The sequence below is a fragment of the Nocardioides sp. CCNWLW239 genome, from assembly GCF_037137035.1.
Classification (GTDB): Bacteria; Actinomycetota; Actinomycetes; order Propionibacteriales; family Nocardioidaceae; genus Nocardioides.
Map to the genome: position 1 here is coordinate 1,034,116 of NZ_JBBBNW010000003.1, position 20,064 is coordinate 1,054,179.

The window sequence follows — 20,064 nt, forward strand, 5'->3', positions numbered from 1 at the left end:
GTCTCGAATGGTTGACATGCCTTACCCGAACCGCCGCACCGTCCTCGGTGGCGCGATCGCCGCCACCGCCGCCGTGGCCGGCGGCGCCGTGATCAACTCGGCGAGCGCAGTACCGGCCCGCCGACCAGGCCAGAGGTCGATGATCGGCGTGCCCTTCGAAGCGGTCGACACCGTACGGATCGGCGTGATCGGTCTCGGAAACCGCGGCATGGGGATGCTCAGCGGCTGGGCCGCCGTGCCGGGCTGTACCGTAGCCGCGGTCTGCGACATTCGCGCGCCACGAGCCAAGACCGCTGCCGATCACGTGGAGGCGGCGGGCAAGCCGCGGCCGGTCGAGTACGGGGGCAGCGCGTCGTCCTACCAGAAGATGCTCAGCCGCGAGAACCTGGACCTGGTGTACATCGCCACTCCGTGGGAGTTCCACCACCGACAGGGCCGAGCAGCGCTCCTCGCGGGCGCGCACGTCGGCGTGGAGCTGCCGATCGCAACGGAGCTCGACGAGCTGTGGGACCTGGTCGACACCTCTGAGAAGACCCGCAGACACCTGTGGCTGATGGAGAACTGCAGCTACGGCCGCAACGAGCTGGCGATGCTGAAGATGGCCCATGAGGGCGTCTTCGGCGAGGTCACCAACGGCCATGGTGGTTACCTGCACGACCTGCGCGAGCTGCTGTTCAGCGATACCTACTACACCGACGCATGGCGGAGGAAGTGGCACACCCGCAGCATCGCGAGCTTCTACCCGATGCACGGGCTGGCCCCGATCGCCGCGGCGATGGACATCAACCGCGGGGACAGGATGCTCACTCTTCAGGCGACCGCCACCGCCCCTCGCGGACTGGCCGACTACCGCGAGCGCCACATCCCCCGCGACCACCCTTCGTGGAAGGAGGAGTACATCAACGGCGACCTGGTCACCTGCATGATCAGCACCGAGCGCGGCCGGATCATCCGTGCCGAGCACGACGTGTCCTCACCGCGCCCCTACAGCCGGATCAACAGCCTGGCCGGGAGCCGCGGCATCATGGAGGACTACGTGCCCGTCGGTGCGGCTCGCGCGCGGGTGTATGTCGAGCCTGACCACAGCGGGCACTCCTGGCGCGACTTCACCTCCTACCGTGATGAGTTCGACCACTGGCTGTGGAAGACCGTCGGCAGCCAGCCGAACCCCGGGGGGCACGGTGGCATGGACTACATCCTGCAGTGGCGGGTGGTCCAGCAGATGCGCGCCGGGCTTGTCCCTGACCTCGACGTGTACGACGGTGCTGCTTGGTGCTCGCCGGTGCCGCTGAGCGTCAAGTCGCTCGAGAACGCCGGGCGTCCAGTCGAGGTCCCCGACTTCACCCGCGGACGATGGGCGGAGAAACGGCCGGGTCTCGACTCCGCCCAGTCCGAGATGCCGCCTGTCGGCTGAGCTCCACCTGCGGCGGACGCCGGCCCGCTATGACCGAGGGTCCGAGCTTGTGACTTCTTCACAAGCTCGGACCCTCGGTCGTAGTCGGCGCGCGCTCACCGGCGACCTCACCTCGACCACAGCGCGGTGACAGGCCGCCACCCACTGAGCCTTCAACGGACCGAGACCTCCTCGAGGCCGACCTCGAGCTTCGGGAACGAGTGTCCCGCCGCGTCCTTCAGCACCGTGTATTGCACGTCGACGTGCGGCTCGATGGCGCTGTGCTTGTCGTTGGGCGCGCCGATGATGAGCTGGAAGCCGAGGCCACGCCAGGCCCCGATCGCCCGGCCGGTGAAGCGGGCGTCGGCCTTGATCAGCGCCTCGTCGAGGAAGACCGGGGCGTAGCGCGGCCGCTCCGCTCCGGCGTCGCCGAGCTGGTAGCGCAGCGCGGCGCCGACGATGAAGGCGACCAGCTCCTGCGACTCACCACCGGACTTCTCGCCGATGTGGTCGTAGAGCGCCACATGCTCACCCGTCGAGGCGGTGACCTTCTCAGCGCTGACGCGGACGTGGTTGCGTACGTCGATCAGGTCGGCGAAGTCGGGCGCCGTGCGACGCATCCGGTCGATGAGCCGGGCCATCCGGGTGTAGGCCTGCTCACGCGCCTCGTTGGTCGAAGCGTTCTCGATGAGGTCTCGGACGGCGCGCAGCTCGCGACGGAAGCGGCCACGGACGGCCGACTGGCCCTCCTGGGTGTCGATCCGCAACCGGTGGTCGTCGTCGTTGAACGGCAGCTCGGCGAGGATCTGGTTGATCGGGTCGATCCGGTCGCGGATCTCGCGTACGGCCCGAGACAGGGTCGAGTCGAGATTGGTCAGGTCGTTGCCCGACAGCTTCAGCAGCGAGTCGCGCCACTCGACCTCGAGCTCGTGCAGGCCGCTGGTCTGCAGCTCGTCGAGGAGCCGGTCGAAGTCGGCGTAGGAGGCCTCCGGGTCGGTGTGGAGGTTGGGGTTGGGCCAGCGCTCGAGGAAGGCCTCGAAGGTCTGCTGGAGCTGGATGCGGGCGGTGCCGATCCTCTCCTGGGCGCCGGCGCGGTCGGTGTCGAGGCTCTCCCCGGCCCGGGCGAAGACGGCGTCGAGCTCGGCGAGCGCGTCCTCACGACGGCCGGCCTCCTCGCCTCCGGCGGCCTTGAAGAGCTGCTCGAGATAGTCGGCCTGGGCGGCCGCGATCTCAGTGCCGGAGGCCTCGGCCTCCTCGAGCGCATCCTTGGCACGGTCGACCTGCTCCACCACATCGCTCCAGCGCTCGTCGAGCTCCTTGACGGCGCTCTTCGTGGCACCGATGCCCTCACGCAGCGAGTCGACCTTGGCGCGGGCGCTCTTCAGTCGGTCCTGGAGCGTGGCGATCTCCGGGTTGTCCGCCGTGACCTCTGCGATCACGGCAGACCACCGGTCGCGCTCGGCCTCCGCCCCGGCGACGTCGACCTGGTCCCAGGTCAGCGCGGAGACCGCCTTGAACGACGTACGCCGCAGGTCGAGCTCCTTGATGGCGCGCTCGGCCTCCACGACCGCGACCTTCGCCGTCTCGGCGTCCTTGCGTGCAGACTCGAGGAGCTCGGTGAGCTCGGCGACGCGGCGGGTGTTGGTGAACCCGAGCACGTTGCCGGCGCCGTGGCCGCCGTGGGCTCCGCGCGCCCCCTGCGAGACCTGACCGGTGACGGTCAGCGCCATCCGGTGCTGAGCGAGCAGGGCGGGCGTCGGCACGCAGACGTAGCCGTGCCGCTCGGTCAGCCGCTTCTTGAGCCAGCCGGTGAACACGCCGCGGCGGTAGTCCAGGCGTCCCGGAAGAGTGCCCTCGTCGAGGATGGCGGTGTCTGCCATCCCGGTGGGCACCGCCTCGTAGCGGATCCGGGTGCGCTGACGCACCGACTCGATCGCGGCTCGGAAGACACCGACGTGAGCGGCGTCGACGAGCATCGTGGTGGCGAATCCACCCAGCGCCAGGTTGAAGGCCTCGCGCCAGGCCTCGTGCTCGGTGCGCACCTCGACCAGCTCGCCGACGAACGGCATCTCCGCCGGACTCAGTCCGGCCGCCTCGGCCAGCACCGCACGCGCCGCGCGCAGCGGCTCGGGGATGTTGTTCTTCGTCTTCTCGGCGTCGGCGAGCTCGGCCTCGAGCCGGCCGACCGCCGTGATCGCCTCCGCCTCGGTCGACCGCGCGGCGGCGTAGGCATTCAGGGCGGTCGCTCGGGCGTCGTCGTCGACCAGGGCCTCCTGGGCGGCCGCCTGAAGGGTTTCGAACTCGCCGGGGGTCGTGACGGCCGTGCCGAGGACGGCGAGCTCCTTGTCGAGCAAGTCGCGGGTGCGACGTACCTGATCGGCTCGGGCCTCGGCCGACTTGATCTCGCGAGTGGCCTCCTCGAGCCGGCGGCCGCCGGAGGCCGCCACCGTGACCGCGAGACCGTCGCGCTCGGACTCCGCGGCGTCGATCAGCGCCTGCTTCTCGGACACCGCCTTCTCCGCGGCGCCCTTGCGGGCGCTGAGGTCGGCCTCCAGCTCGCTGAGCAGGTCGACCCGTTTCCCGGCCCGCCACAGGCCGGCAGGAGTCGTCTCGTCGGTGAAGGACCCGATCCCGTCGACGATCTCCAACCGGGACGCGGCGTCCTCGATGGCGGCGCGGTGCTCGCGGATCGGCGTCAGCGCACGCACCTGCTGCTGGGCGGTGACCATCCGGTCACGGGTCGCGGAGAGCTCGTCGAAGTGGGCGACCACACCGTCGGCGGTGGCGAGGCTCTCGGGCTCCTCGAGCACCATCTTCTTGTAGAGATCATCGACCGTGGTGATCTGCTGCCCCGCCTGGATCCGGCCCAGCAGGTTGACCGCCTTCTCCCCGTCACCCGCCGCGCCGATCCCGAGCGCGGAGTGGATCCGGGCCGTGAAGTCGCGGTCGGTGTCGATCGGGGTCAGCCCGACCTCGGCGACCGCGGCACGCGTGAACCGGTGAGCGGCGGCCGGTTCCAGCGAGCGTACGTCGAAGCCGGCCTCGGCCACGGCACGGAGCTTGGTCACGTCGTCGAGGTTCTTCGCGGACGCGGGCACGTACCAGGCCCGGACCGCGGTGAAGCAGGCCCCGGTCTGGTCGGTCCAGGTCATCGCGATCGCCGACCAGGTGTCGCGGCCGTCGCCGCGCAGCACCCGGACCTTGGTGCCCTCGGCGGTCTTCGCCTCGTCGATCTTGCCGCGCGCGTAGGAGAGGATGTTGCGCTGGTCCAGACCGCGCGGCCGGCCCACGACACCGCCGTTGGAGGCGCCGTTGAATGGCGTCGTGTGCGGCATGATCAGGGCGATGTAGGCGTCCATCAGGGTCGACTTGCCCGACCCCGAGCCGCCCGTCAGCAGGGTCGCGGTCGGCGAGAAGCGCACCCGGTGGGCACCGTCGTAGCCGCCCCAGTTGACCAGCTGCAGCTCGCTGGCGACCCACTGCCGACCGGTCGAACGCGCCGGGATGAGGCCGAAGAGGCTGTCGATCATGTTCACGCTTGCGTCTCCTGCTCCTTCAGCCATGCCTTGAGCTCGGCGAGCTTCTCGACACTCAGCACGATCTCGACCAACGGCGTGATCCGATAGCGGTCCTCCGACTCCTCCTCGAGAAGCCCCTCCCGGGCGAGCCGTTCGACCGCCCGGCGGATCTCGCGGCGCGCGGAGGCATCGCCGCTGGTGACGTCGAAGTAGGTGAGCACGGTCTGCTCCAGCTCGTCGGCGTCGACCCGCGCGGACCTCTCCCCCGCACCACGCTCGCGTTGGAAGACGGTGCGCAGGTGGACCAGCACGAGCGTCTCGGCCCGCGAGTAGGCGTCGTCCTTGAGGAGCACCGGCACGTCCAGCTCCTCCGAGCGCACCTGCCGCTTGTAGGCGATGCCACGATCGTGGTCGACCACGAGCCGCACGAACAGGTCGTGGAGCCGCGACTCGATCACCGCGTGGTGGTCGAGCAGCGTACGCCACTGGCTCGGGCTCCGCTCCGCGGTGATGAACCGGCGGCGCAGCAACTGGACCAGCACCCGGCGTACATCGGCGTCCAGGACGCCGCGGTCGCCGACGAAGAGCTCCGTCGGGTCGTCCTCCATCGAGACGGGCTCGATGAAGCCTTCCGGTTCGCTGCCGTAGGCGACCGTCTCGGTCTCGGTCTCACTCAACGTCGGCCCCTTCGCCATCATCGTCTGTCAGCTTCACCGCGCCGAACGCGAACCTGCGGCGCACCCCGTCGGCTCGCACCGCCTCGATCGTGGAGATCTCCCCGGTCTCGGCCATCCCTCGCCGGTGGGCGATCTCCAGGAGCCCGAGCAGGTCGACCGGGCGCCGGATCTCCTCCGGCGCGGCCGCGAAGACCTCGGCGATGTCGACGGGCCCGTCGGCGGCAGCCACGTAGGCGTCGAGATGTGCCTCGATCGCCCGGTAGCCGGGTCCGCCCCAGGCCTTGGTGTCCTCGACCGCACTCTCCACGTCGCCCCAGTCCGCCAGCGGCGCCGGCGGCTCGGGCGGCCGCAGCTCGCTGACCGACTGGCGCAGGTGTCCGAGATCAGCGACCGGCAGCCGGCGCAGCGGCTCGATCGGCTCGGCGGTCCGCGAGGCCGGCATCCACGCCTGCAGCCCGACCATCACATCGCGCAGCAGGTCGTCGACCTGCCGGTCGCGGGCCGGGTCGTGCGTACGCACCTGGGTGGTGATCACGTGGGAGGCGGTCTGCTGGGCGGCCAGGACCTCGGCGACCCCGGCCTCGATCCGGCGTCCGACGGCGGCCAGCTCGGCCCGCTCGGGCGGCGCCATCTCCCGGGTGAACCGGTGCCGCAGCACCGTACGCAGGTTGGCGGCCAGGTCGTCGAGCCGGCGCGGGTCACCGATCATCCGCAGCGCCCCCGCGAACGCCTTGCCCTCGGGCGTGGAGGCCATCACGTCCTTGCCGCGCTGCAGGTATTCGCGCAGGACCTCGCCGGCCGGACGTACGTCCTGGCGCAGGTCGGTGACCACGTCACGCTGCATCGCCCGGATCGACTCGACGACCCGGGCGAAGTCGGCGGGGAGCTCGCGGGTCAGGTGGAGGATGTTCTCGGCCTGCTCGAGCAGGGTGTCGTCGTCGACGGTGTCGACCACGCCGGTGCGGTCCAGGCGGGCGATCTCGGCGCGGCGCTCGGCGATCTCCTCGGTCAGCCGGGCCACCCGGGTCAGCACGTCGGGGTCGGCGTCCTGGGCGAGCCGCTCGACCGCCTCCAGGAGGGTCCGCACCCGCGACTCGGAGACCCGTGCCCGCGACCCGCTCGCCCGTCCGGCGATCTCCAGGGCACCCACCGCATGGGCGGAGAGCCGGTAGACCTCGTCCTCGCCCTCGATCTGGCGCAGCAGCCACCCGGCGCGCACCCACTGCCGGCACAGGTCACGCGCCGTGCCGACCGGGAGCATCACCTCGCCGCCCTCGCCCTCCGCGTAGCCGGTGGCCCGGAGCCGGTCCAGCATGTCCCCGATCTCGGCGTGCGCATCGGTCACCGGCACCGAGGAACGCTCGGAGGTGAAGGTCACCGAGAGCACCGCCACGACGAACGGGGCGAACCGGCCGTGCAGGAGGTCGAGCATCGGGTTCTTGAAGGCGGCCAGAGCCCCGGCGTACGCCGCCTCGACGCGAGTGTCACTCATCGGCAGATACCGTACGCGGCACCGCCGACAAGCCCACAACCTCCAGCACACGCGCGCGTGGACTGAGAATTCGGTTGCCACCTACCGCATAGTTATCCCATGCGGGTTCGTTCCTTCCCTGTCGTCGTGGCCACGGTCGCGCTCCTCGGGCTCTCCGGCTGTGCTGGGGTCCCCGACACCCCGGAGACGGCCGCGAAGGGCGAGGCGACGGCATCGCCGTCGCCGAAGGCCCTCGCCGCCACGATCTCCCCCGCCGACGGCGCCAAGGACGTGCCCGTCGACAAGCAGGTCACGGTGACCGCGACCTCGGGCGAGTTCACGACCGTGAAGGTCGCCAAGCCGGACGGACGCACCGTGCCGGGGACGTTGTCGGCGGACAAGAAGACATGGACCGCCAACGACTTCCTCGACCCGGCGCTGCGCTACACCGTCACCGCCACCGGTGAGACCGGCACGGTGACCAGCAGCTTCACCACCCGAGCGCTCGCCCTCGACCAGCAGACCTTCGCCACGATCGTCCCCGTCGACAAGTCCGAGGTCGGCGTCGGGATGCCGGTCGCGGTCTACTTCGACATCCCGGTCAAGGACCACGCCTCCTTCGAGAAGCGCATGCACGTGACCTCGACCCCGGCCCAGGCCGGCACCTGGCACTGGGTCTCCGACACCGAGGCCCGCTACCGCCCGCAGCGCTACTGGAAGCCCGGCACCACGATCAAGGTCGACCTCGACATCAACGGCGCCTCAGCGGGAGGCGGCGTCTACGGCCAGCACAGCCGCACCGCCACCTACAAGGTCGGCGACGCGCACGTCTTCAAGGTCAATGCGCGTACGCATCAGATGAAGGTCTTCAGCAACGGCAAGCTGCTGCGTACGATCCCGATCACCACCGGCAAGCCCGGTTTCACCACGCGGTCGGGGATCAAGGTCATCTCCGAGAAGCACCGGGTCAAGGAGATGCGCTCGGAGACGATCGGCATCTCCGACCAGAGCTCGAGCGACTACTACTCCCTCGACGACGTCGAGTACGCCATGCGGATCAGCAACTCCGGTGAGTTCATCCACGCCGCGCCGTGGTCGACCGGGTCCCAGGGCTATGCCAACGTCTCCCATGGCTGCACCGGCCTCTCCACCGCCAACGCGGCCTGGCTCTACGGCCTGGCCCGCATCGGCGACGTCGTCGAGACCACCGGCACCGACCGGAAGATGGAGTGGGACAACGGCTTCGGCGACTGGAACCTGTCCTGGGCCGAGTACGCGAAGGGCTCCGCGCTGCGCTGAGGCCGATCCGACGCTGCGGTCAGTGATGGATGATGATGTCGGGATGGGCGTGGCCGTGGATCACCGCTTCGGCCTCGAAGTACAGGTACGCCAGGCCGGCCCCCATCGCAACCGCGGCCACGGTAGCCGGCCCGAAGTCCGTGGAGAGCATCGACGTGACGTCGGCGCGGGCACGGGTCAGGTCGACGTTGTCCGGTGAGTCCGTGCTCGACAGCTGCCCGGCACCCTGCACGAGCCGCTGAATCGCCGCAGGCGTCAACTCGGTCCGCAGCACGGTCTCGACGGTCCGCAGCACCCGGTCTCCGTCTCCGAGCCATCGCCGGAACCCGTTGGGATCCGAGCCGGCACGCAGACGGAGGCGCGAGCTGCCCCACAGGACCGTCGCCAGGGTCTCGGTGTCCGCGTCCGAGAGCGGCTCGAACCGCTCGGTCAGCTGTGCGCAGGCCGCCTTGAGCTTGGGGTCGAGCCCGCTGAGCTCATCGATCCACGCCCACCACAGCTCGAGCCCTCGAAACGGGTTGAACGGTATGAGCAGGTTGTCCAGCGGACCGGGCGTCGGAGTGGTGACCATGGCGTCCTCCTGGGCGAGGGTCAATTTGCATGCTCGCACCGACCCGCCCCTCGGCCATCCACTAAATGGCGTATCCCCCGGTTCACCGCTTGCGTCTGAGCCTGCCGTCTATCCGCGCACGACCAGCCCGCGCCGGCAGCCGAGCATCATCTGCCGGTGGTTCCAGGTGAGCACCGGGCGCAGCGCGATCGAGGCCACACCGAGCAGCCCACGTACGACGACCTCCTGCTCGAACGCCATCCGGCTGCCGACCGCCGTCGGCGTCAGCGTCCACCGCGCGAACCCGTCCAGGTCCCCGTCGAGGCCGACCTCCAGCGTCGGGAGATCCCGACTGACCGCGTGCAGCACGATCTCCAGGTCGTAGGGCAGCACCGAACGACACACCAGCAGCGCGTCGTCGTCGCTGAGCTTCGCCACCGCCCGCACCTGCGGCCACCACCGCGGGTAGCGCTCGACGTCGACCAGGACGTCGCGCACCGCCTCCGGCGACAACGGCAGCTCCCAGGTCTCGGCGAAGACGTAGCGCGCGGGCATGACGCCCAGTGTGCCTCGGATCCGATCAGCCCAGCAGCGTGGCGACCGCCTCGTGGCCGAGCGCCGGGGACAGCGCGCCGAGAGCCGCCTCCGCGGCGTCCTCGCACAGCCCGGCGCTCACCGACCCGAGCCGGGCGCCGACCGCAGCCACGGCGGCAGGCGCCATCGACAGCGAGGTGATGCCCAGTCCGACGAGGACCGGCGCGAGCAGCGGGTCGGCGGCGGCCTCTCCGCAGATGCCGACAGGCTTGCCGGCGCTGCGTCCCGCTTCGGCGGTGATCGCGATCAGCTGCAGCACCGCCGGCTGCCAGGGGTCGGTGAGGTGGGCCAGGTCGGTGGCCAGCCGGTCGGCGGCCATCGCGTACTGGGTCAGGTCGTTGGTGCCGATGGAGAGGAAGTCGACGACGTCGAGCATCCGATGGGCCATCAGCGCGGCCGCCGGCACCTCCACCATGACCCCTGCTGTGAGACCGCGGGCGCGGACCAGGGCAGCGAAGTCGGCAGCCTCTTGGACGGTGGCGACCATCGGCGCCATGACCCAGGTGTCGGCTCCGGTGCGCTCGGCGGCGATGGCGATGGCATCGAGCTGACGCTCCAAGAGGCCAGGGTTGTCGGCGGCGAGACGGAGGCCGCGGACGCCGAGGGCCGGGTTCTCCTCACCCTCGTGGGTCGCGAAGGCGATCGGCTTGTCCGAGCCCGCGTCCAGGGTGCGTACGACGACGTGGCCGCGATCGGCGAACGGCGCGAGCACCTCGGCATAGACGTCGGCCTGCTCGGCGACCGTGGGCTCCTCCCGGCGGTCGAGGAAGCAGAGCTCGGTGCGGAAGAGGCCGACGCCCTCGACCTGACCGTCGGCCGCGTCGCGCGACGAGGAACCGTCGGCGACGTTGGCGAGGAGCGCCACGGGTTGGCCGTCGGCCGTACGTCCGGGGCCGGACCAGGAGGCGACGGCACGGCGCCGGGCGAGGTCCGCCTCGGCACGGGCGGATGCGTCCGGCCCCGGCTCCAGGTCGACGGTCCCGGCTTGGCCGTCGACGAGCACGGGGGTACCGGCGGCGATGCCGGTCGCCTCGGCGACACCGACCAGGCACGGGATGCCGAGCTGGCGGGCGATGATCGCGGTGTGGCTGGTGGGGCCGCCGCGCTCGGTGACCAGCGCGACCACCTTGCCCCGGTCGAGGGCGGCGGTGTCCGAGGGTGCCAGGTCGGCGGCGACCAGCACGCACGGCGTCTCCGGAAGGTCCACCCCGGGCTCGGGTTCGCCGGCGAGGTGCGCAAGGACCCTGCGCTCGATGTCGCGCAGGTCGGTGACCCGCTCGGCCATCAGGCCGCCCATCCCGCTGAAGAGTGTGACGAACTGCTCGACCGCGGCCCCGACGGAGGCGACCAGGCCCTCCCCCGCCCGCAGGTGCTTCTCGACGGCGACGCGCAGCCCCTTGTCCCGGGCCAGACCGGCACTGGCGCTCAGCACCGAGGCGGCTGCTCCCGAGGCGTTCTCCGCGCGACGGGCGAACCCGTCGGCGACGGCGGTGGCGGCCGCCTCGTAGGCCGCGAGGGCGTCCTCGGGCTGGTCGAAGCCGCGGCGTTCGAAGGCCTCGAGGGCAACCGGGTCGACCTCGGTCCGCACCACGTGAACAGGCGCCAGCACGATCCCCGGAACCACCGGAGTGCCGGAGAGGACAGATGAGTGAGACGTGACCATGACCACAAATATCTGCCCTAACCCCTTGACTAGTCAACACATTCGGGCCTAAAACAACATATGTGGGCATTCACAAGTTCGAAATCCACTCGAAACCACATCGACCATGAAGGAGGCCGGGATGTACGCCGAGGAGCGACAGATCGCGACGGCCCGTCTCGTCGCCGAGCGCGGGCGGATCTCCGTGGCCGATATCGCCGAGCGGTTCGAGGTCACCACCGAGACCGTTCGGCGTGACCTCTCCACGCTGGAGCGCCGCGGCCTGGTCCGCCGCGTGCACGGCGGTGCGGTGCCGGTCGAGGCGGTGGCGGTGCTCGAGTCTGCGCTCGGCGAGCGGGAGCAGACCTTCACCGCCCAGAAGGAGCGCATCGCCCACGCGGCACTCGAGCTCCTCCCCGCGGCCGGCGGCACCATCGCCATCGATGCCGGCACGACCACCAGCCGGTTCGCCCACGCGCTCCCCCGTGACCACCGGCTCACAGTGGTCACCCACGCCGTTCCGGTCGCCGCGATGCTGGCCGGCAGCTCCCAGATCGAGCTCCACCTGCTGCCCGGCCGGGTCCGCCCGGCCACCCAGGCCGCGGTCGGTGCGGAGACCGTGGACGCGCTGAGCCGGCTGCGGGTCGACGTCTGCTTCGTCGCCACCAACGGGCTGACCCTGGCCCACGGGCTCTCCACCCCCGACCACGAGGAGGCGGCGACCAAACGGGCGTTGGTCAACGCCGCCCGCCGGGTGGTGTGCCTGACCGACTCCAGCAAGATCGGCGTCGAGACCACGCTCCGCTTCGCCGCACTCGGCAGCATCGACGTACTGGTCACCGACAGCGACATCGACGACGACGTCGCCGACGAGCTGCGCGAGAGCGGCCTGGAGGTCGTGATCGCATGATCGTGACACTGACCGCCAACCCGAGCATCGACCACACCGTGATGCTCAGCGGCCCGCTGCGCCGTGGCGAGGTCCTGCGGGCCCGGGCCACGAGCTCGCAGCCCGGCGGCAAGGGCGTCAACATCTCCGGGGCCGCGTACGTCGCCGGGGTGCCGACCCGTGCCGTGATCCCGTGCCCTGACCTCGACCCGATGGTCGCCGAGCTGCGGGCCGCCGGCCTCGACGTGGTCACCGTCGGGCCTGCCGGCCGTCCGCGCATCAACACCACGGTCACCGAGCCGGACGGCACCACCACCAAGCTCAACGGTCCCGGCGCCACCGCGACCTCGGCTCTGCTCGACGCCCTCGCCGCCCGGCTCGTCGAGGAGGCCGAGGAGGCCGGCTGGGTGGTCCTGGCCGGATCGCTCCCGCCCGGAGCCCCGGCCGGTTGGTACGCCGAGGTCGTCAGCGCCCTGCGCGCCACCGACGCCCGCATCGCCGTGGACACGAGCGACGCACCCCTCGAGGCCCTCGCCGCCGGCCTCCCGGCCGGAGCACCCGACCTGCTCAAGCCCAACGCCGAGGAGCTCGCCTCGATCACCGGGGCCCACTCCCTGACCGACCCCGTCGCGGCCGCGATGGCCGCCCGGACCCTGGTCGACCGCGGTGTCGCCGGCGTGCTCGCGACCCTCGGCGGCAACGGCGCCGTCCTGGTGACAGCGGACGGCTCGTGGCACGCCACCCCACCGCCAACCGACGTGGTCAGCACGGTCGGCGCCGGTGACAGCTCGCTGTTCGGCTATCTCCTCGCCGAGCTGCGCGGACTCTCCGCCCCCGAGCGGCTCGCGCTCGCCGTCGCGTACGGCAGTGCGGCCGCCGGCCTCCCCGGCACCACCCTTCCCACCCCACCTCAGGTCCGCGCCGATCTCGTCTCGGTACGCGGCCTCGACCCCATCACCGGAGGACTCTGATGTCCGCACTCATCACCCCCGAGCTCGTCACGCTCGACGCCGACCTCGGCGCCGACAAGCACGACGTGATCCGAGCTCTGGCCCGGCGCGTGGCCGACTCCGGCCGTGCCACCGACGTCGATGCGCTGATCGCCGACGCGCTGGCCCGCGAGGGGGTCTCCGCCACCGGGCTGCCCGGCGGTCTGGCGATCCCCCACTGCCGTACGTCCGGGGTCGACGAGCCCGTGGTGGCCTTCGCCCGGCTCTCCCGCCGGTCGACTTCGGCGCCAAGGACGGTCCGGCCGACCTCGCCTTCCTCATCGGTGCGCCCGCCGGCGGGGATGCCACCCACCTCACCATCCTGACCAAGCTGGCGAGGGCCTTGGCCCGCCCCGAGTTCGGACGGATGCTGCGCGAGACCGGCTCGGTCGAGGAGTCCGCGCAGACGATCCTCGGCGCGGTCAGCGACGAACCGGCCACCACCTCGAGCCCGGCGCCGGCCCCGGTCGCCGCTCGGGAGCCGGGCCCGGAGGCCTCGGCGCGGAAGCGCTCGCTCGTCGCGGTCACCGCCTGCCCGACCGGGATCGCGCACACCTACATGGCTGCCGAGGCGCTCCAGGCCGCGGCCGCACGGGCGGGGGTGGAGATCGCGGTCGAGACCCAGGGCTCCGCCGGCGCGACGCCCCTGCCGGCCGAGACGATCGCGCAGGCCGACGCAGCGATCTTCGCCGTCGACGTCGGGGTCCGCGACCGAGTTCGGTTCGCGGGCAAGCCGCTGGTCTCATCGGGCGTGAAGCGTCCGATCGACGACGCCGACGCGATGATCACCGAAGCGCTGGCGGCCGCCGAGGACCCGCGGGCGGCCCGGGTCGAGTCCGGCGGCGAGGATCCGTCCGAGTCCGCTGCGGCGGGCTCCGAGAGCTGGGGAGCGCGCACCCGCCGGATCCTGATGACCGGGGTGTCCTACATGATCCCGTTCGTCGCCGCCGGCGGTCTGCTGATCGCACTGAGCTTCCTGCTCGGCGGCTACGACATCACCGACGTCTACGGCGCGGTGATGGTCGACAACACGATCACCAACCTGCCCGACGTACAGGCTCTCGGTCTCGAGCACGCCCTCTTCGACAGCGGACTCGCCGTCTACATCGGCGCGCTCTTCTTCGTGATCGGCAAGACCGCGTTCATGCTGTTCGTCCCGGCGCTGGCCGGCTACATCGCGTACGCCATCGCCGACCGTCCCGGCATCGCCCCCGGCTTCATCATGGGTGCCCTCGCGACCAACCTGTTCGGGGTCGTCAACGCCGACGGCGTCGCGGCTCCTGCGACCGGGTTCCTCGGTGCGATCGCGGGCGGTGTGCTCGCCGGCATGATCGCGCACTGGGTCAGCGGCTGGCGCGTGCCGAGCTGGGCACGCGGGCTGATGCCCGTGCTGGTGATCCCGCTGGTGACCTCGATCCTGGCCGGTCTGACGATGATCGTCGTGCTGGGCAAGCCGATCAACTGGCTGATGGAGCAGCTCACCGACGGTCTCGCCGCCCTCGACGGCACCAGTGCGGTCGCGCTCGGCGCCGTGCTCGGCCTGATGATGGCCTTCGACATGGGCGGCCCGCTCAACAAGGTCGCCTACAGCTTCGCCGTCGCCGGCGTCGGTGCCGCCTCGCTCGCCGCCGATGCGCCCGAGCTGCGGATCATGGCGTCGGTCATGCTCGCCGGCATGGTGCCGCCGATCGCGATGGCTCTGGCCACCGTCGTACGTCCCCAGCTGTTCACCCCCGCCGACCGGGAGAACGGCAAGGCCGGATGGCTGCTGGGGGCCTCCTTCATCACCGAGGGAGCCATCCCGTTCGCCGCCGGCGACCCGATGCGGGTCATCCCGGCCATGATGCTCGGCAGTGCCGTCACCGGCGGCCTGTCCCAGCTGCTGGAGGTCGGCGTCCGCGCACCGCACGGCGGCATCTTCGTCCTCTTCGCCGTCACCAACGTCCTCGGCTATCTGATCGCCCTGGCCGCGGGGGTGGTCGTCGGCGCCGCAGCCGTCATCGCCCTCAAGTCCATCGGCCGAGCCTCGGTCCCCGCCGGGGCCACCAGCTGACGCAGTCCTCACCACCCATCAACCGAAGGAAACGCCCATGCCCACTCAGACCGTCACCGTCGGTTCGGCCGTCGGCCTGCACGCCCGCCCCGCCGCGATCATCTCCGAGAAGGTCGACGAGCTCGGTGCCGAGATCACCCTCGCCGTACCCGGCGGTGAGCCCGTCGACGCCGCCTCCTCCCTGCTGATCATGACCCTCGGCGCGGCCAACGGCGACAAGGTCGAGGTCACCGGTCCTGACCAGGCTGCCGTCGACGCCATCGCCGCGCTCGTCGCTCAGGATCTCGACGCCTGACCGAGCCGTCGCCCCCGTCGGCCGAAGCGTCAGGTAGGTCGGCCGAGTCGGCGCGTACGTGCCGACTCGGCCGACCTAAGTGACGCCTCGACACCTCGGCCGTCGATGTTCACCGAGGTAACTCGGTCGGCATCGGCATCACCCGGGCCCGATCTCGAAGACCAGCCCCCTGCGGGCTGCTGAAGCACTACGTTTGATCGTATGGTCGAACCGCCCTGGGACCTCCTGCTGACCGGCGCGTTCGTGATCACCGGAACCCTGGGTCTCTGGACTCTTGTCGTCGGCCCCGACCGGGTCGGAGCTCCGCGACGGCCGCTCGATGCGTTCGCCGTCCTTCACATCAACCACGCGGCGATGAGCGCCGCGATGATCTCGATGATCTGGGTGATCGTGTGGGGCTTCGCCGTCTGGGTGCAGATCGCGCTCTTCGCGATGCTCGCGGTGGCGCTGCTGCCCGCCCTGCGGCGCGCGAGCGACCGGGCGCGCAGGGCCGATCTGGTCGGACACCTCGCCCTCAATGCGGCGATGATCTGGATGCTCGCCGCGATGCCCGTGCTCATGGCGGGCACGCACTCCACCAGCGTCGAGGGCCATGCCGGCCACGCAGGCGCCGGTGCTGCGGTGGCCCCACCGGCCGGACACACCCCTGGATGGGCGGTCGCGGTCAACTCGATCTTCGTGGCGATCTGTCTCGCCGGCCTGCTCTGGTGGGTGCTGCGTGCGGCGGCGGCTCGCAGGCACCGTCTCCCTGCCGCGGCTCATGGCCTGATGGCTGCGGGGATGGGCATGATGCTGTTCCTGATCCCGTCGTAAACGGAGATCAGACCCCGGACAGGGGCCGGCCGCTGTCACGCCAGCCGAGGACGCCGCCCTCGAGGTTGTAGGCCTGGCGTCCGGTCGCGGCCGCTCGGGCGGCGAACCGCGCGGACCGGTCCCCTGTCGGGCACACGAACACCACCCTGGATGCCTCCGAGAACGGCATCCCGGCTTCCATGACCTGCTCCAGCAGGTCGTCGCGGAGGTTGATCGCACCGGGGATGTGTCCGGCCTGATAGGCCAGAGCGGTGCGTACGTCCACCACGACCACGTGCTCGCCAGCGGCGGTCCACGCCTCCACCTCCTCCGGCCCTACGGACGGCGCCGCGCCCGCGACGGCCGGGCGCGACGCCCCGAACAGGTCGGGACGGCGGTGGCGGTAGTAGGAGAGGTAGGGCTCCATCCGGTCGCACGCGATGACGACGGCGGTGACCGGTCCCCCGGGCCCGGACAGCAGCCGGGCCCGGGCGGCCGCGAAGGCCGCCCCGGTGGTCGGCCCGGCGAGGACCCCGTGGCGCGTGGCGAGCTCGAGGCTCGCCGAGATCGCCTCGGCCGAGTCCACGGCCGTGATCGCGTCGTAGAAGTCCGGTTCGAAGAGCCCGACCTCCCACATCTCCGTCGCCGAGCGGATGCCGGGGATGAAGTCCCCCTCGGCGGCGACGACGCCGACGACAGCGGTCTCCGGGTTGCGCTCCCGCAGGTAGGTCGCGGCACCTCGCGTGGAGCCGGTGGTGCCGAGCCCGCCCACGAGCAGGTCGACGGGGCCGGCGTCGCGATGGATCTCGCGGCCGGTCTGCTCGTAGTGGGCCCGCAGGTTGTCCTCGTTGGTGTATTGCGAGGTGTGGTGGTAGCGGCCGGGCTCGCTCGCGACGAGGTCGCCGATCACCCCGAAGACGTCGTTCGGCGCGGTCGGGTCCGGGCACTCCGAGAGTCCCGGCATCTCGGTCACCCGGGTGCCCAGCAGCGACAGCATCTCGCGGACCTCGCGCACCCGCACCCGGTTGGTGAAGGCACGGAACTCGACCCCGTGCATCGAGGCGATGATCTGGAGGGCCTTCGCGGTGTTGCCGCTCGAGGCCTCCAGGACGACCTGGCCGTTCTCGGCGATCGCGTCGATGTGGTCGCGCAGCAGCCCCCAGGCGACCCGGTCCTTCACGGAGCCGAACGGGTTGGCCGACTCCAGCTTCAGGAAGATCTCGGCGTCGGGTACGCCGTGGGCAGCCGGGTCGAGCCGCAGCAGCGGGGTCTCGCCGATCATGTCCAGCACGCTGTCGTAACGCATCGTCAGCTCCCGTGGTCGTCGTCAGCGGTGAAGATGAACCGGTCACCGTCCAGGACCGCCGCGACCTTGGGCGGCGGCGGATGTCCGGCTGCGGCGGAGGCAGAGAGGTCCATCTGGTAGGCAGCGGTGTTCACGAACGCGAGTACGTCGCCGCTGACCGGCTCGGAATCGAGGAACACCTTGCGACGGCTGATCAGGTCGGACTCCAGGCACAGCCGTCCGGCGAGGAAGAAGCCGTCGCCCGGCCGCTCACGACGCCCGTCGACCAGGGCCGGATCGACCAGGGCCGGATCGACCAGGATCGGGTCGACCAGCACCTCCTGGTCCGCTGGGGCGATCTGGTTGCGGGACAGGTCGAGCACGACCAGGTCCCGCCCGGCGGCCCGCTTGCGGTAGAGCACCGAGGCCAGCGTGACACCGGCGTGGTCGACCAGCGCCTTGCCCGGTTCGATCCACAGCGTCAGCAGGCACTCGCGCAGGACCTCGGCGACCGGTCGCCGCTCGATCTCGGCCGTCAGGAACCGCTCGAGCACATCGGTTGCCGGGTGGTGGTTGCCGTACTTGTGTGCGGCGGGGGCCGCGACGTCGTGACCGGGCCACACCAGATCTCCCGGGGTTGCGAGGGCCTGCGCGTACCGCTGGAACGGCACCGGGTCGTCCACGAAGCGCTGGCGGAACCCGCCTCCGATGTCGATGACCGAGGGCCGCAGACCGTTCCGGTGCGCGGCGGCCACGACCACCATCGCCTCGGTCAGCGCGTCCACCCGCGCAGCCGGGTCGGCGGTGTCGAGGTGGAAGGCGACACCGCGCAGGTCGAGCCCGGGGGCGCGACGTACGGCCTCGAGGGCTGCCCCGGTGTCGGCGAGGTCGATGCCGAACCGCGACGGTGGCACCGCCGGCGAGGCGAACCCGGAGAGCCGCAGCAGGACCGGGACGGTGCTTCCGTCGGGCACCGCATCGGAGAGACGGTCCAGCTCCCAGAGGTCATCGGCGTTGGCGGTCACCCCGAGTGCGGCGATCCGTTCGATGAATGCCGGTGACTTCGGACCGGTGGCCTCGATCCGGTCCGGCGCGAACCCCGCCGCCAGGGCGCGGTCGAGCTCGGCCGAGGAGGCCACGTCCACGCCCAGCCCCGCAGCGTACGCCTCCGCCAGGAGCGCCCTCGAGGCGTTCACCTTGTGCGCGTAGAAGACCTCGTGCGGAACCCCATGACCACTGAGAACCTGCTCCAGCGCGGCGGCGTTCTCAGCCATGACCTGCGGAAAGACGACGTGGAGCGGAGAGCCGAACCGTTCGGTCGCCTCGCGCACGGCTCCACGGTCTCCGAGGAATCGCGCAGCGATCGAGTGCTGTGCCGCCGGGAGCGGATAGCGAGCGCTCACCCGTCGGCCACCGTGTAGCCGGAGTCACGCAGGTCGGCGAAGACCCGGTCGCGCTGCCCGGCATCGGTGAACCGGGCCCGCACCCGCTTCGCGTGCAGGTCCACCTCGATCAGCTCCGCGGCCTGGGCGTCGAAGACGGCGGTGATCGTCACCCGGCAGTGTCGGCAGGTCATGTCCGGGACCCCGAACTCCTGCTCCCCCGCTGCGAAACCGGCGTCCCCGCCGGCGCGACCGGGTGCCTCCGTGATCCTCACCGACGCGACCGCCGACCGGAAGGCGCCGGTCAGCACCTCGGTCACCGCGGCGAGCGGTTGAACACGATGCCCGTCGACCTGATGGGCCCGCTGCCCGAGACAGACCGGCCGCTCCCCTGCCGGCAGCAGAGCGTACTGTCGCGAGATCTGGTCGAGCTCGACGTGGTAGCGGTGGAGGGCGGCGCGCACCCCCAGACCCTCCGCGTGGGCCCGCTCCATCACCTCGTGGGCATCGGCGATGGTGCGGCGCTTCATCTCGGCGAGCAGCGCGACGGTGTCGGAGGTGTAGCGCAGGCGGCCACCGGCACGTTCCAGCCGCACGGGGATCATGCCGCGGCGATAGGTGGAGGCCTGGAGCTCCCAGAACCAGGTCGAAGCCACGGTGCCGTACAGACCGGATGCCACCAGCGCCTCCGCGAACTCGACGGGGTCCTCGATGCCGACCTGTCCGGCGAGCATGCCGTGCTGGACGAGCGCACGGCCGGCAGCCTCGGCGCCGACGCGGAAGATCTCGCCGGGCTCCTGGTCGGTGGTGGTGTCGGCGAGGACGTCCAGAGCGTCGTCGTCGAGTGCGTCCGAGCGGGCGGTGACGGCGCCGTCGGCCGCGATCCTCTCGGCCACCGAGATCACCGCCTCTCTGGCCGCGATCGGCAGGAGAGGTCCGAGCGGCCCGGGTCCGATGTGGCCGCTGTTCGCGATCCCACGGGAGTCGCGCCAGGTGATGCGGTGGGTGGCGCTGACGACCTGGTCGGGTCGGCACGGCCGCATGAACGACTCCAGGTAGCGACGCTGCCCCGTCGTGAGCACTCCCCCGGGTTCGGGCCGAAGCTCCTCGACGCGATACTCCAACGAGACGGCCGGGGTCGTCGGCGCGGGACCGCTGAGGAAGTCGACGCCGGCGACCTCGGCCAGGATGCGGGCGGCGGCAGTGCGGTCGTACCGGATTCCTTCGTCGTGCAC

15 protein-coding genes and 1 pseudogene are annotated in these 20,064 nt (G+C 71.2%); 7 read left to right on the plus strand and 9 right to left on the minus strand.

Annotation, left to right across the window (positions count from 1 at the left end):
• Positions 1 to 16: 16 nt before the first annotated feature.
• Positions 17 to 1,414: a Gfo/Idh/MocA family protein gene (locus WBG06_RS16815; RefSeq protein ID WP_336738025.1), complete on the plus strand. Its 1,398-nt coding sequence runs from the start codon at positions 17 to 19 to the stop codon at positions 1,412 to 1,414.
• Positions 1,415 to 1,566: 152 nt separating this feature from the next.
• Here the strand turns inward: WBG06_RS16815 and WBG06_RS16820 are convergent, their stop codons facing one another.
• From WBG06_RS16820 to WBG06_RS16830, 3 genes are read right to left on the minus strand one after another with little or no spacing between them, the layout of a single operon-like run.
• Complete coding sequence (locus WBG06_RS16820) at positions 1,567 to 4,923, minus strand: ATP-binding protein (protein WP_336738079.1); 3,357 nt, start codon at positions 4,921 to 4,923, stop codon at positions 1,567 to 1,569.
• A 2-nt stretch (positions 4,924 to 4,925) separates the two neighbouring features.
• The gene (locus WBG06_RS16825; protein ID WP_336738026.1) at positions 4,926 to 5,588 is read right to left on the minus strand and encodes a DUF4194 domain-containing protein; all 663 of its coding nucleotides are present in this window, start codon (positions 5,586 to 5,588) and stop codon (positions 4,926 to 4,928) included.
• Positions 5,581 to 7,080, minus strand: coding sequence for a DUF3375 domain-containing protein (locus WBG06_RS16830; protein ID WP_336738027.1), 1,500 nt, complete (start codon positions 7,078 to 7,080; stop codon positions 5,581 to 5,583). The genes WBG06_RS16825 and WBG06_RS16830 overlap by 8 nt, the downstream gene beginning before the upstream one ends.
• A gap of 99 nt (positions 7,081 to 7,179) precedes the next feature.
• Here WBG06_RS16830 and WBG06_RS16835 point away from each other — a divergent pair, with 99 nt between their 5' ends.
• Positions 7,180 to 8,358 carry a L,D-transpeptidase gene (locus WBG06_RS16835; protein ID WP_336738028.1) on the plus strand — a complete coding sequence of 393 codons (1,179 nt, stop codon included), beginning with the start codon at positions 7,180 to 7,182 and terminating at the stop codon, positions 8,356 to 8,358.
• Between the two features lie 19 nt (positions 8,359 to 8,377).
• Here the strand turns inward: WBG06_RS16835 and WBG06_RS16840 are convergent, their stop codons facing one another.
• The 3 genes from WBG06_RS16840 to ptsP form a co-directional block, all read right to left on the minus strand.
• A complete protein-coding gene (locus tag WBG06_RS16840; RefSeq protein ID WP_336738030.1) occupies positions 8,378 to 8,929 on the minus strand; it encodes a hypothetical protein in 552 nt (183 codons plus the stop codon).
• A gap of 108 nt (positions 8,930 to 9,037) precedes the next feature.
• Complete coding sequence (locus tag WBG06_RS16845; protein ID WP_336738031.1) at positions 9,038 to 9,463, minus strand: SRPBCC family protein; 426 nt, start codon at positions 9,461 to 9,463, stop codon at positions 9,038 to 9,040.
• A gap of 25 nt (positions 9,464 to 9,488) precedes the next feature.
• On the minus strand, positions 9,489 to 11,165 hold the full coding sequence (gene ptsP / locus WBG06_RS16850) for a phosphoenolpyruvate--protein phosphotransferase (RefSeq protein ID WP_336738032.1): 1,677 nt from the start codon (positions 11,163 to 11,165) through the stop codon (positions 9,489 to 9,491).
• Positions 11,166 to 11,271: 106 nt separating this feature from the next.
• On the opposite strand from ptsP, the gene WBG06_RS16855 reads away from it, so the two are divergent.
• The 5 genes and pseudogenes from WBG06_RS16855 (at position 11,272) to WBG06_RS16875 (ending at position 16,183) form a co-directional block, all read left to right on the plus strand.
• Positions 11,272 to 12,054: a DeoR/GlpR family DNA-binding transcription regulator gene (locus WBG06_RS16855; protein ID WP_336738033.1), complete on the plus strand. Its 783-nt coding sequence runs from the start codon at positions 11,272 to 11,274 to the stop codon at positions 12,052 to 12,054.
• Positions 12,051 to 13,004, plus strand: coding sequence for a 1-phosphofructokinase family hexose kinase (locus WBG06_RS16860; protein WP_336738034.1), 954 nt, complete (start codon positions 12,051 to 12,053; stop codon positions 13,002 to 13,004). The genes WBG06_RS16855 and WBG06_RS16860 overlap by 4 nt, the downstream gene beginning before the upstream one ends.
• Positions 13,001 to 15,075 (plus strand): annotated as a pseudogene (locus tag WBG06_RS16865) (PTS fructose transporter subunit IIABC). The gene WBG06_RS16860 and the pseudogene WBG06_RS16865 overlap by 4 nt, the downstream one beginning before the upstream one ends.
• Positions 15,076 to 15,112: 37 nt before the next feature.
• Entirely contained in the window at positions 15,113 to 15,370 is a 258-nt protein-coding gene (locus WBG06_RS16870; RefSeq protein WP_091042092.1) for an HPr family phosphocarrier protein, read from the plus strand.
• A gap of 201 nt (positions 15,371 to 15,571) precedes the next feature.
• Positions 15,572 to 16,183: a DUF5134 domain-containing protein gene (locus WBG06_RS16875; RefSeq protein ID WP_336738035.1), complete on the plus strand. Its 612-nt coding sequence runs from the start codon at positions 15,572 to 15,574 to the stop codon at positions 16,181 to 16,183.
• A gap of 7 nt (positions 16,184 to 16,190) precedes the next feature.
• Here the strand turns inward: WBG06_RS16875 and WBG06_RS16880 are convergent, their stop codons facing one another.
• The 3 genes from WBG06_RS16880 to WBG06_RS16890 are packed head-to-tail and all read right to left on the minus strand — an operon-like array spanning position 16,191 to position 20,064.
• On the minus strand, positions 16,191 to 17,468 hold the full coding sequence (locus WBG06_RS16880; RefSeq protein WP_336738036.1) for a pyridoxal-phosphate dependent enzyme: 1,278 nt from the start codon (positions 17,466 to 17,468) through the stop codon (positions 16,191 to 16,193).
• A 2-nt stretch (positions 17,469 to 17,470) separates the two neighbouring features.
• Complete coding sequence (locus WBG06_RS16885; RefSeq protein WP_336738037.1) at positions 17,471 to 18,850, minus strand: alanine racemase; 1,380 nt, start codon at positions 18,848 to 18,850, stop codon at positions 17,471 to 17,473.
• Entirely contained in the window at positions 18,847 to 20,064 is a 1,218-nt protein-coding gene (locus WBG06_RS16890; RefSeq protein WP_336738038.1) for a copper chaperone, read from the minus strand. The genes WBG06_RS16885 and WBG06_RS16890 overlap by 4 nt, the downstream gene beginning before the upstream one ends.